Raw genomic sequence first — 16,012 nt, 5'->3', positions numbered from 1 at the left:
CCCCGCAGCCTACGGTCACTTGAGCAGGCGCGACATGCGGCGGTCGGCCAGCACCCGGCCACCGGTCTGGCAGCGCGGGCAGTACTGGAGCGAGGAGTTTGCGAAGGACACCTCGCGGATCGTCGCTCCGCACACCGGGCACGGCTCGCCGGTCCGGCCGTGCACCCGCAGGCCCAGCCGCTTGCCCGCCTTGAGCTCGGCGGCCGTCAGCCCTCGCGCGCGGTCGACGGCCTCCCGCAGCGTGTCCTCGAGCGCGGCGTAGAGCTTCGCCGTCTCCTCCTCCGTCAGTTCCGCGGCGAGCCGGTAGGGGGACATGCGGGCGGCGTGCAGGATCTCGTCCGAGTAGGCGTTGCCGATGCCCGCGATGACGCTCTGGTCGCGCAGAACGCCCTTGATCCGGTGCCGCTTGCCACGCAGGAGCGCGCGGAAGTCCGCGAGGGCGAAGCCCTCGGCCAGCGGGTCCGGGCCGAGCCGGGCGATACCGGGCACCTCGGCCGGATCGCGTACGACGTAGACGGCGAGCCGCTTGTGCGTGCCGGCTTCCGTCAGGTCGAACCCGGCCCGGCCCGGCCCGCTGAGCCGCACGCGCACGGCGAGCGGCCCCCTGCCGGGGCGCGGCGGAGTCTGCGGCAGGGAGTCCTGCCAGCGCAGCCAGCCCGCACGGGCCAGGTGGACGACGAGACGCAGTTCGCCGGCGGCCAGGTCCAGGAACTTGCCGTGCCGGTCGACGCCGGTGAACTCGGCGCCCTCCAGGGCGGTGACCGGCGGGTCGAACGTCTTGAGCACGCTCACCGCGACCGGCCGCACGTCCGCAACGGTCCGGCCGGTGAGCCGGTCGGCCAGGAAGTCGCGGAGGGCCGCCACTTCGGGCAGTTCGGGCATGTGCCCAGTGTCCCGCGGCCGTGCCGCGCGGGCACGCGCTGACGGCCGGCCGGGGTGGGGCGGCTCCAAGATCGTCCCGCCCGTCATGACTCCAGGGGAAAGCATTACCCTCCAGCTATGACGGTCACCGGCGACGACATCGACGAGCACATCGATGAGAGCAGCGACGCGAACAGGGGGGAGAACGGCGACGAGAGCGGGATGTCCGGGGCCGGGGCTCCCGCCGGCGGCGGGCTGACGCCACGACAGGCGCGACTGGTGCGCGGTGTCGCCGCCGCCGTCGTCATGGTGGCGGTCGCCGCCGCGATGAGCATCCGCTTCGCGGCAGAGCCCTCCCTGGTCACCCTCGGCCTCTACGGGGTCGCCCTGATCCTCTCCGGCACGGCGATCGTCCTCAGCCGCATGGGCCGCACCCGGGTCGCCACGGTCGTTCTCGGCTGCGGTCTCGCCGTCGCCGTCCTCGCCGAACCCCTGGTGAACTAGAGGCCGCTGGCCGCTGGGCGCACGGAACGGGCCGCTTCGCGGTGGGCCGTGCGGGTGAGTAGGCTGCGGGCATGGACGGTGAGCTGCCCGACGTGCGGGCCTCGGATGCGGAGCGCGACCAGATCGCCGAGATCCTGCGTGACGCCATGGCCGAGGGGCGGCTCGACGTGGACGAGTTCGGCGAACGCCTCGACGCCGTCTATCAGGCCCGCACTCGGGGTGAACTGAAGCCGCTGGTGGCGGACCTCCCGGAGACGTCCGGCGGCCGGGCTCCGGACCCACGTCCCGCCGCCGGCTGGGCTGCCCGCTTCGGCGGCACTCCCACCTCCCGGAGCGCGCTGGCGCTCATGTGCGGCTTCGTCCGCAGGGGGCCGTGGGTGGCGCCCCGGAGGTTCAACGCCGTGGCCGTGTGGGGCGGCGGCGAGATCGACCTGCGCGAGGCCCGCTTCGAGGACCGGGAGATCGTCATCCGGGCCACCGCGGTCATGGGCGGCGTGCACATCGTCGTGCCGCACGACGCCGAGGTCACCGTGGGCGGCGTGGGGATCATGGGCGGATTCGACCCCTCGGCCTCGGGCACCGGCGCTCCGGGAGCCGTCCGCGTCTCCGTGACCGGGCTGGCCTTCTGGGGCGGGGTGTCGGTGGAGCGCAAGGCGCCCAGGGGCGAGCGGCAGCCACGCGACGGTGGGAAGGGCGGCCCGCACGCCCTGCACTGAGCGCACTCGCCGGGCCGGGCGTCTCTCCGGCCCCGGGGCGGAGGAGCCGGGACGGGGAGTCCCCCGGGCGCGGGCCCTCGGGAAAGCGGGCCCGCGGGAAAGTGGAAGGCGGGAGCACAGGAGGAAGGCGGGAGCACATGACCCGCGAGCACATGGCGGACATGGTCGCCCTCCAGGGCCGGTACTGCGCCGAGCTGGGCTCGCCGCTGTACGGGGCGCTGCTGGCCCGGGCGGCGGAGGACGTCCGTACCGGAGGGCCGTGCGCACGGGCGCTGGCCGGGCACGAGGCGGACTCGGGGCCGCAGGGGCTCGCCCTGCGGCTGGCCGGCGCCGTCCACGCCCTCGTCCTGAGCGGCCGGGCCCCCGAGCTGGCCCGGTACTACCCGAGCGCGGGCGGCCGGTTCGACCCGGTCGAGGCCGAGCCCGCCTGGCGGGCCTTCCGCGCGGCCGTCTCCAACCGGCCCGACGAGGTGCGGACGTGGCTGTCGCGCTCCCCGCAGACCAACGAGGTCGGCCGCGCGCACCTGCTGGTCGCCGGGCTGCTGTGGGCGAGCGACCGGGCGCCGCTGCCGATCCGGCTGCTGGAGCTGGGGGCGAGCGCGGGCCTCATGCTCCGGGCCGACCGCTTCCGCTGTACGGCCGAGGGCCTCGACTGGGGCCCACGCGACGCCGAGGTACAGCTGGCCGGTACCTGGCGGGGCACGCCCCCCGCCTGGCTGACGGGGGCGGCCCGCAGACACCCCGCCCTCGACGTCGTCGAACGCCGGGGGTGCGACCTCGCACCCGTCGACCCCCGCTCCGAGGACGGCGTCCTGGCCCTGCGGTCCTACGTCTGGCCCGACCAGACGGCCCGTCACGAGCGGCTCGCGGGCGCGCTCCGGCTCGCCGCGCGCGAGCCCGCCGAGGTCGTCGCGCTCGGCGCGGGCGATTTCCTGGACGGCGTCGGACTGCGCGAGGGCACCCTGACCGTGGTGTGGCACTCGGTCATGCGGCAGTACGTGCCGAAGCCCGAGTGGACACGGGTGCGGGCGGCGCTGGACCGGCTCGCCGAGGCCGCCGACGAGCGCAGTGCCGTGCTCCACCTGGCCTTCGAGCCGGTCCGGGTGGGCACCGGGCACCCCTTCCGGCTGCTCGCCCGGCTGAACGACGGCCCGACGACGACGCTGGCCGAGGCGCATCCGCACGGCCTGCCCGCCCTCCCGGCGGGCGAGGTGACGGGGCGGGCGGCGTGACCGGGGCCGCGGTGACGCACACGACGCCGGGCTCGGAGGAGGAGGCCCTCGCCGTCCAGCGTGCCCTGCGGACGCGCGTCGTGGTGATCGACGAGGCGCCCGCGCCCGGGGAGCCGGACACCCTGGTCGCCGGGGTGGACGTCGCCTACGACGACGCCCGGAACCTGGTGGCCGCGGCCGTGGTGGTGCTGGACGCCGTCACGCTGGAGCCGGTGGAGGAGGCGACGTCGGTGGGGCCGGTGGCCTTCCCCTACGTCCCGGGGCTGCTGGCGTTCCGGGAGCTGCCGGGGGCGCTGGCCGCCCTCGGGCGGCTGCGGAGCACCCCCGGTCTCGTGGTCTGCGACGGCTACGGGCTCGCCCATCCGCGCCGGTTCGGGCTCGCCAGCCACCTCGGCGTGCTGACGGGACTGCCGACGATCGGCGTGGCCAAGAACCCCTTCGGCTACCGGCACGGGGAGCTGGGCCGGGAGCGGGGCGCTGTGGCCGCGCTCGTGGACGGCGACGAGGAGGTGGGTGCGGCACTGCGAACCCGGCAGGGCGTGAAGCCGCTCTACGTCTCCGTGGGGCACCGCACGACGCTGGACGCCGCATGTGCCCATGTCCTCCATCTCGCCCGTGACTACCGGCAGCCCGAGACGACGCGCCGGGCGGACCGCCTGTGCAGGCTCGCCCTGTCCCGCGCCGCCGAAGCCGCGCCGGGCTGACGCCCCCGCTGTCGGCACCGGCGCGGCGGCAGGGGCGTGTCGTCCGGTCAGCCGGTGTGGGTCACCCGGAAGGTCAGGCCCGCCGCGCGCAGCCGGGAGATGAGCGCGGGACCCATCGCCTGCGCGGGGGTCACCTGCCCGGAGGTCGTGGGGAGGGTGTCGAAGGCCAGGCACAGCGCCGACTCGGCCAGGATCTTCGCCGTCTCGTCGTAGCCCGGGTCGCCGCCAAAGACCTCGGTGGCCACCCGTCGACCGCCGCCCTCGGCCAGGAAGCGGACCGAGAAGCGGCTGCGGGCGCGGCGCTCCTCACTCGGCCCCTGGCCCGGTGCGAGGCGGGCGGAGAGCCGTCGGCGCACGCCGGGCACCTGGGCGAGCGCGAAGAGGCCCGCCACGGCCGCGACGCCGCCCAGGGCGAGCGACAGCCGTCCGGTGACGGCGGCGTGCCGGTAGGTGAAGTGCGGGCCGTAGCGGTCCAGCGCGGCGGCCGAACGCCCCACGATCTGCGTGTCGATGGTGGGCAGCGGTACCGCCCAGCGGCCCAGGAGGCCCTGACGCCGGATGCCGCCGAGCGGGAGGTGGACGCGCCGGTCCCGGGGGCGGGGCTCGGCCTCCCGGCGCTCCCGGGCGGCCGCCAGCATCTGCGGGACCCGGGAGAAGGCGCCGAGGACGGAGGCGAGGGTGCCGCCGGAGAACGTGGCGTTGCTCCACACGTAGCCGTCGACGCGCAGCGGCACGCCCTCGGGCAGCTGCTCGACGGTGTAGAGCACGCCCAGGTCGTGGGGGACGGAGTCGAAGCCGCAGGCGTGGACGAGGCGGGCTCCGGTCTCCCGCGCGGTCGCGTGGTGGGCGAGATACATGCGGTCGACGAACTCGGGTTCGCCGCTGAGGTCGACGTAGTCGGTCCCGGCGGCGGCGCAGGCGGCGACGAGCGGCTCGCCGTACCGCAGGTAGGGCCCCACGGTGCTGATGACGACCCGGGTGTCGGCGGCCAGGTCGCGCAGGGACTCCGGGTCGGCGGCGTCCGCGTGGAGCAGGGGGAGTTCGGCCAGGGCCGGGTCGATCGCGGTGAGCTCGGCGCGGACGGCGGTCAGCTTCGTCTTGTCCCGCCCGGCGAGCGCCCACCGGCAGTCGGCCGGGGCGTTCTCGGCGAGGTAGCGGGCGGTCAGCCGGCCGGTGAAGCCGGTGGCACCGTAGAGGACGAGGTCGTGGGTGGCGGGCACGTGGCCTCCTGGGCCGGTCGGTTCGGGGCGGGCGGACGTCGGTGGCCGCGTCTACCGTGACCGTATGGCCAAGACAGCCGAAGATCCAATGGCGGTGCGGGAAGCGGTGCGTGAGTTCGCGCTCACCCTCCCCGGTGCGGTGGAGGAGTTCCCGTGGGGCGAGAGCGTGGTGAAGGTCAACCGGAAGGTGTTCGTGTTCCTCGGGGCTGAGGAGGGCGAGCGTCCGCCGGGTCTGACGGTGAAGCTGACCGACGAGCTGACCCACGCCCACGCGCTCAGCTGCCCCGGGGCCGCGCCCGCCGGGTACGGGCTGGGGCGTTCGGGCTGGGTGGCCCTGCCGCTCGACGCGCGCGGCGGGCCGGGGGCGGACCTGTTGTGCGACTGGGTGGAGGAGAGCTACCGGGCCGTCGCCCCCAAGCGGTTCCTCGCCGAACTGGACGGCTGACGGGGCCGCCCGCCCGCCGGGTTCCGCGACCTGTACCCGCCGGTAATCCCTTGGCCCGCGGGGCTTGTGGAATCGAGAACACGTTCTTAACATCGTCGGTGTTACATCAGTTGTGTCATACGGCTGGGGGTCTGATGAGGGAGCGCGGCGGAACGGGACCGCTGACCGGGGTGCGCGTGGTGGAGCTGGCGGGCATCGGGCCGGGCCCGTTCGCCACGATGCTCCTGGGCGACCTGGGGGCCGACGTCGTACGGGTGGACCGCCCCGGCGGCCCCGGGCTGGGCATCGAGCCCTGCCGCGACGTCACCGGCCGCAACAAGCGCTCCGTCCTCCTCGACCTCAAGACCGACGCCGGGAGGAAGGCCGTGCTCGGCCTCGTCGAGCGGGCCCACGTCCTCATCGAGGGCTACCGGCCCGGCGTCGCGGAGCGGCTCGGCGTGGGCCCCGAGGAGTGCCTGCGGCGCAACCCCGCCCTGGTCTACGGGAGGATGACGGGCTGGGGCCAGGACGGGCCGCTCGCCCCGCGCGCCGGCCACGACATCGGCTACCTCGCCCTCACCGGAGCGCTGGGCCTCAGCGGCGCCGCGGACGGCCCGCCGCACTTCCCCGCGAACCTCCTCGGGGACTACGCGGGCGGTTCCCTCTACCTCGTCGTCGGCGTCCTCGCGGCGCTGCACCACGCCCGGGAGCACGGTGAGGGGCAGGTCGTGGACGCCGCGATCGTCGACGGCGCCAGCCACCTGACGGCCATGCTGCACGGCATGCTCGCCGCCGGCGCCTGGCAGGACGCCCGCGGGGTGAACCTCCTCGACGGTGGCAGCCCCTTCTACGGCGTCTACGAGACGGCGGACGGCGGCCACATGGCCGTGGGCGCCCTGGAGGAGCGGTTCTACGCCGAGTTCACCCGGCTCCTGGGGCTGGACGAGGAGACGGCCGACCGCTCCGACATCGGCAACTGGGGCGCTCTGCGCGCGGCCGTGGCTGAGCGCTTCCGCAGCCGCACCCGCGCGGAGTGGGCGGAGGTCTTCGCCGGCTCCGACGCCTGCGTCGCCCCCGTGCTCTCGCTCCGGGAAGCGCCCGCGCACCCCCACCTCGCGGCCCGCGGGACGTTCACCGAGCACTCCGGGATCACCCAGCCCGCCCCCGCGCCCCGCTTCTCCCGTACCCCCGGTGCCGTGCGCACCGCACCCGCACAGCCCGGCGCCGACACCGAGTCCGTCGCCCGGGACTGGGGCATCGACCCCGTGACCCTCGCCATTCCGACATGAGCAGCGGCAGGAGCAGCATGCAGCGCGAGATCTACACCGCGGAACACGAGGCGTTCCGCGAGACGGTGAAGGCGTTCCTGGCCAAGGAGGTCACGCCGCACTACGAGACGTGGGAGAGCGAGGGCATCGTCAGCCGCGAGGCCTGGCGCGCCGCCGGGCGGCAGGGCCTGCTGGGCATGGCCGTGCCGGAGGAGTACGGCGGCGGAGGCGAGCCGGACTTCCGCTTCAGCGCCGTCATGGCCGAGGAGTTCGCCAAGTGCGGCGCCTCGGGTCTCGCCCTCGGCCTGCACAACGACATCATCGGGCCCTACCTCCTCAGCCTCGCCACCGAGGAGCAGAAGCGCCGCTGGCTGCCGGGCTTCTGCAGCGGCGAGACGATCACCGCCATCGCGATGACCGAGCCCGGGGCCGGCTCCGACCTCCAGGGCATCCGCACGGCCGCCGAGGACCGTGGCGACCACTGGCTGCTCAACGGTTCCAAGACGTTCATCTCCAACGGCATCCTGGCCGATCTGGTGGTCGTCGTCGCCAAGACGACCCCGGAGGGCGGTGCCAAGGGCCTCAGCCTGCTGGTCGTCGAGCGGGGGATGGAGGGCTTCGAACGCGGCCGCAACCTCGACAAGATCGGCCAGAAGTCCCAGGACACCGCCGAGCTGTTCTTCCGCGACGTCAAGGTGCCCAAGGAGAACCTGCTCGGCGAACTCGACGGCGCGTTCATCCACCTGATGACGCACCTGGCCCAGGAGCGCATGGCCATCGCGGTCGCCGCGATCACCGTCGCCGAGCACCTGCTCGACACCACCATGACCTACGTCAAGGAGCGCGAGGCCTTCGGGCGCCCGCTCGCCCGTCTGCAGCACATCCGCTTCGAGATCGCGGAGATGGCCACCGAGTGTGCCGTCACCCGCAGCTTCGTCGACCGCTGCATACGGGAGCACGCCGAGGGCGCGCTCGACGCCGTCCACGCGTCCATGGCCAAGTGGTGGTCCACCGAGCTGCAGAAGCGCGTCACCGACCGCTGCCTGCAACTGCACGGCGGCTACGGGTACATGCTGGAGTACCCGGTGGCCCGCGCGTTCACCGACGGCCGCATCCAGACCATCTACGGCGGCACCACCGAGATCATGAAGGAGATCATCGGCCGCTCCCTCCTCGGCTGACCGCCCGGCCCCCGGGCCACGCCTCCCGAGTCCGCCGGGCCGCCCGCCCCGAGTTCGCCCGCCGCTCCGCCCCGAACCCGCGGGTGGCGCGCCCCGGTCACCCGCCCCTCCACACTCACCACCGAAAGGCCGCACCGTGAGCACCGAAGCGTTCGTCTACGACGCCATCCGCACCCCGCGCGGGCGCGGAAAGGCCAACGGCTCCCTCCACACGACCAAGCCGATCGACCTCGTCGTCGGCCTCATCCACGAGATCCGGTCCCGCTTCCCGGACCTGGACCCGGCCGCGATCGACGACATCGTCCTCGGCGTCGTCAGCCCGCACGGCGACCAGGGCTCCGACATCGCCAGGATCGCCGCCATCGCCGCGGGGCTGCCCGACACGGTCGCCGGAGTCCAGGAGAACCGCTTCTGTGCCTCCGGCCTCGAAGCCGTCAACATGGCCGCAGCCAAGGTCCGCTCCGGCTGGGAGGACCTGGTGCTGGCCGGCGGCGTCGAGTCCATGTCCCGGCTGCCGATCGGCAGCGACGGCGGCGCCTGGTTCGCCGACCCGATGACCAACACCGACACCGGTTTCGTGCCGCAGGGCATCGGCGCCGACCTCATCGCCACTCTGGAGGGCTTCAGCCGCCGGGACGTGGACGAGTACGCCGCCCTCTCCCAGGAGCGCGCGGCCGAGGCCTGGAAGGCGGAGCGTTTCGCCCGCTCCGTCGTCCCGGTCAGGGACCGCAGCGGGCTCACGATCCTCGACCACGACGAGCACATGCGCCCCGGCACCACCGCCGACAGCCTCGCCGCGCTGGGGCCCTCCTTCGCCGCCATCGGCGACATGGGCGGCTTCGACGCCGTCGCGCTCCAGCGGTACCACTGGGTCGAGCGGATCGACCACGTCCACCACGCGGGCAACTCCTCCGGCATCGTGGACGGCGCCGCGCTGGTCGCCATCGGAAACGAGGAGACCGGCCGCCGCTACGGCCTCACCCCGCGCGCCCGCATCGTCTCCGCCGCGGTCTCCGGCTCCGAGCCGACGATCATGCTCACCGGCCCCGCGCCCGCGTCGCGCAAGGCGCTCGCCAAGGCCGGGCTGACCATCGACGACATCGACCTCGTCGAGATCAACGAGGCCTTCGCCGCCGTCGTCCTGCGCTTCGTGCGCGACATGGGCCTGAGTCTGGACAAGGTCAACGTCAACGGCGGAGCCATCGCCATGGGCCACCCCCTGGGCGCCACCGGCGCCATGATCCTCGGCACCCTCGTCGACGAACTGGAGCGGCGCGACCAGCGGTACGGGCTGGCCACCCTGTGCGTCGGCGGCGGGATGGGCATCGCCACCGTCATCGAACGCCTCTGACGCCCCCGCGCCCCGCCCGGACCCGACACACTCCCTGGAGACCCACCGCCATGCCCGAGCCCACGCCCTCGACGATCCGCTGGGACCGAGACGCCGACGACATCGTCACCCTCACCCTCGACGACCCCGACCAGTCCGCCAACACGATGAACGCGGCCTTCACCGCGTCCCTGTCCGCCGTCGCCGACCGGCTGGAGGCCGAGCGCGACTCCGTCCGCGGCGTCATCATCACCTCCGCCAAGAAGTCCTTCTTCGCCGGAGGCGACCTGCGCCTGCTCATCCAGGCCACGCCGGAGACGGCGCAGGAGGTCATGGACGCGGGCATGCGCATCAAGCGCGATCTGCGCCGCATCGAGACGCTGGGCAAGCCCGTCGTCGCGGCCATCAACGGCACCGCCCTCGGCGGCGGCTACGAGATCGCTCTCGCCTGCCACCACCGCGTCGCCCTGGACGTGCGGGGCAGCCGGATCGGCCTGCCCGAGGCCACCCTCGGCCTGCTCCCCGGCGGCGGCGGCGTCGTGCGTACCGTGCGGCTGCTGGGCATCGCCGACGCTCTGCTGAACGTCCTCCTCCAGGGCCAGCAGCACGTCCCGGCCGCCGCGCTCGACAAGGGGCTCGTGCACGCCCTGGCCACCTCCGAGGAGGACATGCTGGCCCAGGCGCGCGCCTACATCGAGGCCAACCCCGAGGCACAGCAGCCCTGGGACGCTCCCGGCTACAAGATCCCCGGCGGCACGCCCGCGCACCCCAAGTTCGCGGCGAACCTCCCCGCCTTCCCGGCCAACCTGAAGAAGCAGACCGGCGGCGCGCCCTACCCGGCCCAGCGCAACATCCTCGCCGCCGCCGTCGAGGGCAGTCAGGTCGACTTCGCCGGCGCCGAGCTCATCGAGGGCCGCTACTTCACCGAACTCGTCATCGGCCAGACCTCGAAGAACATGATCCAGGCCTTCTTCTTCGACCTCCAGGCCGTCAACGCGGGCGCCAGCCGTCCCGACGGCGTCCCCGAGCGCACGGTCCGCAAGGTCGCCGTGCTCGGCGCCGGCATGATGGGCGCCGGGATCGCCTACTCCTGTGCCAAGGCCGGCATCGACGTCGTCCTCAAGGACGTCTCGCCCGAGGCTGCCCAGAAGGGCAAGGACTACTCCGTCGGTCTGGTGGACAAGGCCCTCGCCCGGGGCCGGACCACCCAGGAGAAGCGGGACGCCCTCCTCGCCCGCATCACCCCCACCGCCGACCCGGCCGACGTCGCGGGCTGCGACGCCGTCATCGAGGCCGTCTTCGAGAACACCGAGCTCAAGCACAAGGTGTTCCAGGAGGTCCAGCACGTCGTCGAGCCCGACGCGCTCCTGTGCTCCAACACCTCCACCCTGCCCATCACCGGCCTGGCCGAGGGCGTCGAGCGCGAGGGCGACTTCATCGGGCTGCACTTCTTCTCGCCCGTGGACAAGATGCCCCTGGTCGAGATCGTGCGCGGCAGGAAGACCGGCGACGAGGCCCTCGCCCGCGCCTTCGACCTGGTCCGGCAGATCAACAAGACGCCCATCGTCGTCAACGACGCCCGCGGCTTCTTCACCTCCCGCGTCATCGGCCAGTTCCTCAACGAGGGCGTGGCGATGGTCGGCGAGGGCATCGAGCCCGCCTCCGTCGAGCAGGCCGCCGCCCAGGCCGGCTACCCCGCCAAGGTGCTCTCCCTCATCGACGAGCTCACGCTCACGCTGCCCCGCAAGATCCGCAACGAGACCCGCGCCGCGCTGGAGGCCGAGGGTCTTCAGTGGCCCGAGCACCCCGCCGAGCGGATCATCGACCGCATGGTCGACGAGTTCGGCCGCCCCGGCCGCAGCGGCGGCGCCGGGTTCTACGACTACGAGGACGGCAAGCGCACCCGGCTGTGGCCCGGCCTGCGCGAGCACTTCGGCCGCCCCGGCGGCGAGCAGCCCGAGGTCTCCTTCGAGGACATGAAGGAGCGCATGCTCTTCTCCGAGGCGCTCGACACCGTGCGCTGCCTGGAGGAGGGCATCCTCACCACTGTCGCGGACGCCAACATCGGCTCCATCATGGGCATCGGCTTCCCGCCCTGGACGGGCGGCGCCCTGCAGTACATCAACGGCTACGCGGGCGGCCTGCCCGGCTTCGTCGCCCGCGCCCGCGAGCTGAGCGAGCGCTACGGCCAGCGCTTCGACCCGCCGGCGCTCCTGCTGGCCAAGGCCGAGAAGGGCGAACGCTTCAGCGACTGACGTCCGCGTCGTCCTTGCCGTCGTCCGTGGCCGCTGCGGCTGCGGGCCCGAGTTGCGGGGCGCGCTCCCCGGGGAACGCGTCCCGCAGCTCCGCCTTCAGGGAGCGCTGGAAGGCGGTCAGCAGCGCCTGCACGACGACCGGCTGCATGTGCGCGGACAGTGACTTCATCCGCTCCACCTCGTCCGGGCCGGGCCCCGACGCCCGGTACGGCTCCCACACCTCGTCCCGGAACAGCTGGCTCAACTCCCGGGCCACCCCCCGGGCGTGTTCGACGACGACCGCCCTGGCAGCCGTGATCGACTCCAGCGAGAACGGCACGTCCAGCAACTGCACGCCCAGGTGCAGCAGCCCCGGGTCGACCAGGAACACCCCCGGGTCGTCCGTGCGCTCCAGCACGCTCATCGCGGCCAGCCGCTCCACGTCCGCGTCGGCCAGCGCCCTCCCGCACCGCCGCTCCAGTTGCTCCCGGGTCACCTCGTCCGCCGTGTCCGGCATCCAGGACGCCACCAGGGCACGGTGAATGGCCAGCTCCGCCGCGCTCAGCCCCTCCGGCAGCCGCTGCACGTACCGCTCGATCGCGGCCAGCGTCATGCCCTGGCTCTGCAGCTCCTCGATGAGCGCGAGCCGCGACACGTGGTCGGGCCCGTACCGGCCCACCCGCCGCGGGCCGATCTCCGGCGGCGGCAGCAGACCGCGCGTGCTGTAGAAACGAATCGTGCGCACGGTGACGCCCGCACGCGCGGCCAGCTCGTCGACGGTCATGCTGCTCATGGTTCAACACTATTGCTGTCTCACCAGAACTGTGAAGCCGTCCACGCTCCGGATCGCCGACGCAGCGGGGACCCACGCTGTGGAGCCGTCCCCCGGGGGAGCCCCCCAGGTGAGTGGTCCAGGGTTGCCCGGCTCTCAGGAAGAGGGACGCCGGATGGTGCCGGGCAGACGGTGGGCGCCGGCGGGCGTGGCCGGGATACTCACGCTGGCGGGACGCGGGGAGCCGGACCCGCCACAGGCCCGGCGCTGGCGGGACGGCGACAGCGGTCAAACCCGCGCTCACCAGCGCCGAGCAAGCGCGGAACCGTCCCACCACGGACGGGCCCACGTCATCAGGAACGGGACATCATGCCCTCTGAGGGCCGGGGCATTCGGCGTCCCGCCGCGGATCGGCGGGGCAAGCGCGCCAGCCGGTGGGCCGCGGGGCGCGAGAAGCGGGCCCGTCCGCTTCTCCGTGGCCGCAGAGCCTCGGAGATACGTTCACAAAGGTTGCGATTCCTTGCATGATCCTCTCGCGGGACGGTCGCTGCCCGCTGAAGCGTGGTCAGATGGGGATCAGGCCCCGTTCGGGCGATTTCACCGAGAACACGGAATAAGGAATCAGGAATGAGCAACCCGACAAATCGACCTCCGCTGCCGCATGACTTTCACCCGCCTGTGCCCGAGCTGTCCGTCAGTAGCGAGGATCTGACGGACGGTGGAACCCTGCCGGACGCGCAGGTGTACGCGAAGGGGAACTCCTCACCTCAGCTGAGCTGGTCGGCGGGGCCGGCCGGCACCCTCAGCTACGCGGTCACCTGCTACGACCCGGACGCGCCGACGGGCAGCGGGTTCTGGCACTGGACGGTGTTCGACATTCCGGCGGATGTCACCGAACTGCCGGCCGGGGCCGGAACCGGGGATTTCAGGGGACTGCCGACGGGTGCCCTGCAGGCTCGGAACGACTACGGCAGCAGGGACTTCGGCGGGGCCGCGCCGCCGCCGGGGGACGGTCCGCACCGCTATGTGTTCACGGTGTACGCAGTGGACCGGGAGAAGCTGGGGCCGGATGAGGACGCGGCGCCCGCCTTCGTCGGTTTCCACCTCCGGTTCCACGCGATCGCCCGCGGTCAGCTGATCGCCGACTATGAGGACACCGGAGAGTAGGCCTCCACGGTACGAGAGCGGTTCGTCAGGGCGTCCCCGCGCCGCGTGGGACGCCCGCACGATCTTCGCGTGTCCTTGCACGATCCTCTCCCTGGCAAGGAGGAACGTGTCAGTCCGTGGTGGGATGGGGCCATGTCCCTCGACGAGCTTCGCGATCTGCTGGAACGGCACGCGCGGCCTGGCCTGACCACGGCGGTTGACGGCGTCCGGATCTGCCGGGCCGACCCGGGCGCTGAGCCGGAGTACGTGATGTCCGGCGTGATGCTGGCTGTCATCGCGCAGGGTGGCAAGCGGCTCGCGCTGGGCGATCGCGTGTACGAGTACGGGGCCGGACAGTATCTGGTCACCTCGGCCGATCTGCCGGTGACCGGACGCGTCGCACCGGGTGGGCCGCAGCTCGGTTTCGGGATGACGCTGGAGCCCGCCGTCATCGCGGAGCTGATGCTCCGGGCCGGGCCGGGTGACCTGCCGCGCTCGCCTGGGCTGCCTCGTCCGGGGATCACGGTCAGCGAGGCCTCGGCGGAGCTGATCGACGCGATCGTCCGCCTGCTCCGGCTGCTGGACCGGCCGCGTGACCGCCGGGTGCTGGTCCCCTTGGCCAAGCGTGAGATCCTGTGGCGGCTCATGACGGGGGAACAGGGCGAGGCGGTGTGCCAACTGGGCCTCGCGGACAGCAGTCTGAGCCACATCACCCGGGCGGTCGACTGGATTCGGGACAACTACGCCGAGGCCTTCCGGGTCGAGGACCTGGCACGCTCCATCGGCATGAGCGTCTCCGCGTTCCACCGGAACTTCCAGTCGGTGACGTCGATGAGCCCGATCCAGTTCCAGAAGCAGATCCGCTTGCAGGCGGCGCGGCTGCTGCTGGCCAACCGTCCGCACGATGTGACCGGAGTCGGCTACCGCGTGGGGTATGACAGCCCCTCGCAGTTCAGCCGGGAGTACAAGCGCCAGTTCGGCGTGCCACCAAGCATCGACGCGGCACGCACGCGTGCGAGTGCGTCGCTCACGTAGATGCAGAGCGTGATGTCCTTGCTGGCCCCGACCATGGCCGAACACGCCCGCTGACGGTGAGCGAAGACGGACCCGGACGCCCTTCCGGCTGCATGCCGGCGATCCACCTGCCCGATCCGCTGGGGAGGGAGCGGAGAACGAGGCGGAGGGCCAGGACGGCGAGTTCAGGCACGAACAGGAGGCCGGGCGCGTGAACAGCCCCGCGCCCAGGGGAACAGGGGGCCGTGGGGGCCTGGAGCAGCTGGTGGGGGAGCGACGGCCCGAGACCCGGGGCGTGGGCTCGTGGGCTGAGGCCGGAAGGCCGCGGCGCCCGCGCCGGCCGGGGCGGGCGCCGCGTGCGGACGGGGACGACGCTCAGGAGCCGATCACCGGGTAGTGGTCGGAGAGGTTGTCGTAGGTGTAGGAGACCCACCAGCTGGTGACGGTCCACGGGGCGGTGCGCTCATCGACCGTGTGGTTGTTCCAGTCCGCCGGACGCGCGTGGCCCGCCCGGTACAGCACGTGGTCGAGGTGCTCCTTGGGGTCGTCCGGGTAGCGGTAGGCGGCGATGGAGTTGCGCTCGGTGTCGAAGGAGTAGGTCAGGCCCGAGCGGCTGTCGGCGTCCACCAGATCGGCGTCGGCCAGCAGGTCCGCGTACTCGGCGCTGTGGCTGTCAACGTTGAAGTCACCGGCGACGATGACCTGTTCGCCTGCCGGGATGTTCTTGGCGTCCAGGAAGGTGTCGAGCTCCCTGAACTGACTGCTGCGCACCCGGGCGGGCTCACCCGCGTCGCAGCCGGAGTCGGTGGACTGGGCGTGGGTGCCGACGACGTGCACCGGGGTGCCGTTCACGTCCAGCTCGGTGTAGACGAACCCCTTGTTGGACCACCAGTCGGCGCCGCAGCCCTCCGCGTAGACGTACTGCTCCTGGCGCACGATCGGCCACTTGCTGAGGATGGTGACGCCGCCGTCCTCGGGCGTCATGGCGGAGTAGGAGCCGCCGGTGGCGTCCCAGCCGTCGCGGGAGCGGCCGAGCACCGGGGTCTGGTGGGGGTACTCGGCGGCGGCGCCGTTCATGAGCGTGCCGGAGGAGGCGTTGTCGAAGGCCTCCTGGATGACGACGACGTCGTTGCCCTGGAAGAAGCCGGTCTTCGGTATCTCGGTCGCCCGGTGTTCCTGGCCCCAGTTGGGGTAGAGGTTCTGGCTCATGAGGAACACGTTGTAGGTGAGCACCCGCAGGTTCGGGGACTCGGACGCCGTCGGGGCGGCGGCGGCAGGGGACACGGTGGCCGCCAGGGTGGCGGCGACGGCGGCGGTGGCGACGGCAGCCGACCGGGTGGGGTGAAGCCGCAGGCGCTTCGGCACGGTGAACTCCCTTGAGGGTGTGGGGACGGTGCCGGAAATGA

Annotated in this window: 15 protein-coding genes; 11 read left to right on the top strand and 4 right to left on the bottom strand. The window is 73.0% G+C overall.

Annotated features, from left to right (window positions below; genetic code table 11):
- Positions 1 to 15: 15 nt before the first annotated feature.
- A complete protein-coding gene (locus HPT28_RS02835; RefSeq protein WP_219088864.1) occupies positions 16 to 882 on the bottom strand; it encodes an Fpg/Nei family DNA glycosylase in 867 nt (288 codons plus the stop codon).
- Between the two features lie 117 nt (positions 883 to 999).
- On the opposite strand from HPT28_RS02835, the gene HPT28_RS02830 reads away from it, so the two are divergent.
- The 4 genes from HPT28_RS02830 to HPT28_RS02815 all read left to right on the top strand — a co-directional run bounded on the left by HPT28_RS02830 (position 1,000) and on the right by HPT28_RS02815 (position 4,017).
- Positions 1,000 to 1,365 (top strand): hypothetical protein, encoded by a 366-nt coding sequence (locus tag HPT28_RS02830; RefSeq protein WP_219088862.1) that lies wholly within the window; start codon positions 1,000 to 1,002, stop codon positions 1,363 to 1,365.
- Positions 1,366 to 1,436: 71 nt separating this feature from the next.
- Entirely contained in the window at positions 1,437 to 2,081 is a 645-nt protein-coding gene (locus HPT28_RS02825; protein WP_219088860.1) for a DUF1707 domain-containing protein, read from the top strand.
- A gap of 137 nt (positions 2,082 to 2,218) precedes the next feature.
- Positions 2,219 to 3,313, top strand: coding sequence for a DUF2332 domain-containing protein (locus tag HPT28_RS02820; RefSeq protein WP_219088858.1), 1,095 nt, complete (start codon positions 2,219 to 2,221; stop codon positions 3,311 to 3,313).
- A gap of 11 nt (positions 3,314 to 3,324) precedes the next feature.
- Positions 3,325 to 4,017, top strand: coding sequence for an endonuclease V (locus tag HPT28_RS02815; protein WP_308119050.1), 693 nt, complete (start codon positions 3,325 to 3,327; stop codon positions 4,015 to 4,017).
- A gap of 47 nt (positions 4,018 to 4,064) precedes the next feature.
- Here HPT28_RS02815 and HPT28_RS02810 read toward each other — a convergent pair whose 3' ends face one another.
- Complete coding sequence (locus tag HPT28_RS02810; RefSeq protein ID WP_219088855.1) at positions 4,065 to 5,237, bottom strand: trans-acting enoyl reductase family protein; 1,173 nt, start codon at positions 5,235 to 5,237, stop codon at positions 4,065 to 4,067.
- 64 nt (positions 5,238 to 5,301) lie between these two features.
- On the opposite strand from HPT28_RS02810, the gene HPT28_RS02805 reads away from it, so the two are divergent.
- The 5 genes from HPT28_RS02805 to HPT28_RS02785 all read left to right on the top strand — a co-directional run bounded on the left by HPT28_RS02805 (position 5,302) and on the right by HPT28_RS02785 (position 11,695).
- On the top strand, positions 5,302 to 5,682 hold the full coding sequence (locus HPT28_RS02805; RefSeq protein ID WP_219088853.1) for an MmcQ/YjbR family DNA-binding protein: 381 nt from the start codon (positions 5,302 to 5,304) through the stop codon (positions 5,680 to 5,682).
- Between the two features lie 134 nt (positions 5,683 to 5,816).
- Positions 5,817 to 6,950, top strand: a complete 1,134-nt coding sequence (locus HPT28_RS02800) for a CaiB/BaiF CoA-transferase family protein (protein WP_219088851.1) — start codon at positions 5,817 to 5,819, stop codon at positions 6,948 to 6,950.
- Positions 6,951 to 6,967: 17 nt separating this feature from the next.
- Positions 6,968 to 8,110 (top strand): acyl-CoA dehydrogenase family protein, encoded by a 1,143-nt coding sequence (locus HPT28_RS02795; RefSeq protein ID WP_219089101.1) that lies wholly within the window; start codon positions 6,968 to 6,970, stop codon positions 8,108 to 8,110.
- A gap of 136 nt (positions 8,111 to 8,246) precedes the next feature.
- Entirely contained in the window at positions 8,247 to 9,461 is a 1,215-nt protein-coding gene (locus HPT28_RS02790; RefSeq protein WP_219088849.1) for an acetyl-CoA C-acetyltransferase, read from the top strand.
- A 50-nt stretch (positions 9,462 to 9,511) separates the two neighbouring features.
- The gene (locus tag HPT28_RS02785) at positions 9,512 to 11,695 is read left to right on the top strand and encodes a 3-hydroxyacyl-CoA dehydrogenase NAD-binding domain-containing protein (RefSeq protein WP_219088847.1); all 2,184 of its coding nucleotides are present in this window, start codon (positions 9,512 to 9,514) and stop codon (positions 11,693 to 11,695) included.
- On the opposite strand, the gene HPT28_RS02780 is transcribed toward HPT28_RS02785, so the two are convergent.
- The gene (locus HPT28_RS02780; RefSeq protein WP_219088845.1) at positions 11,685 to 12,467 is read right to left on the bottom strand and encodes a MerR family transcriptional regulator; all 783 of its coding nucleotides are present in this window, start codon (positions 12,465 to 12,467) and stop codon (positions 11,685 to 11,687) included. The genes HPT28_RS02785 and HPT28_RS02780 overlap by 11 nt on opposite strands.
- 606 nt (positions 12,468 to 13,073) lie before the next feature.
- On the opposite strand from HPT28_RS02780, the gene HPT28_RS02775 reads away from it, so the two are divergent.
- Both HPT28_RS02775 and HPT28_RS02770 read left to right on the top strand, forming a co-directional pair.
- Positions 13,074 to 13,613, top strand: a complete 540-nt coding sequence (locus tag HPT28_RS02775) for a YbhB/YbcL family Raf kinase inhibitor-like protein (protein ID WP_219088844.1) — start codon at positions 13,074 to 13,076, stop codon at positions 13,611 to 13,613.
- A 132-nt stretch (positions 13,614 to 13,745) separates the two neighbouring features.
- The gene (locus tag HPT28_RS02770) at positions 13,746 to 14,627 is read left to right on the top strand and encodes an AraC family transcriptional regulator (RefSeq protein ID WP_219088842.1); all 882 of its coding nucleotides are present in this window, start codon (positions 13,746 to 13,748) and stop codon (positions 14,625 to 14,627) included.
- Positions 14,628 to 14,981: 354 nt separating this feature from the next.
- Here HPT28_RS02770 and sph read toward each other — a convergent pair whose 3' ends face one another.
- Positions 14,982 to 15,971 carry a sphingomyelin phosphodiesterase gene (gene sph / locus HPT28_RS02765; RefSeq protein ID WP_308119049.1) on the bottom strand — a complete coding sequence of 330 codons (990 nt, stop codon included), beginning with the start codon at positions 15,969 to 15,971 and terminating at the stop codon, positions 14,982 to 14,984.
- Positions 15,972 to 16,012: the final 41 nt, after the last annotated feature.

The organism is Streptomyces sp. JJ38, assembly GCF_019303475.1.
In the GTDB taxonomy this organism is placed as follows: Bacteria; Actinomycetota; Actinomycetes; order Streptomycetales; family Streptomycetaceae; genus Streptomyces.
The sequence above is the reverse complement of the archived record's forward strand: the minus strand, read 5'-3'. Positions and strand labels throughout refer to the sequence as shown.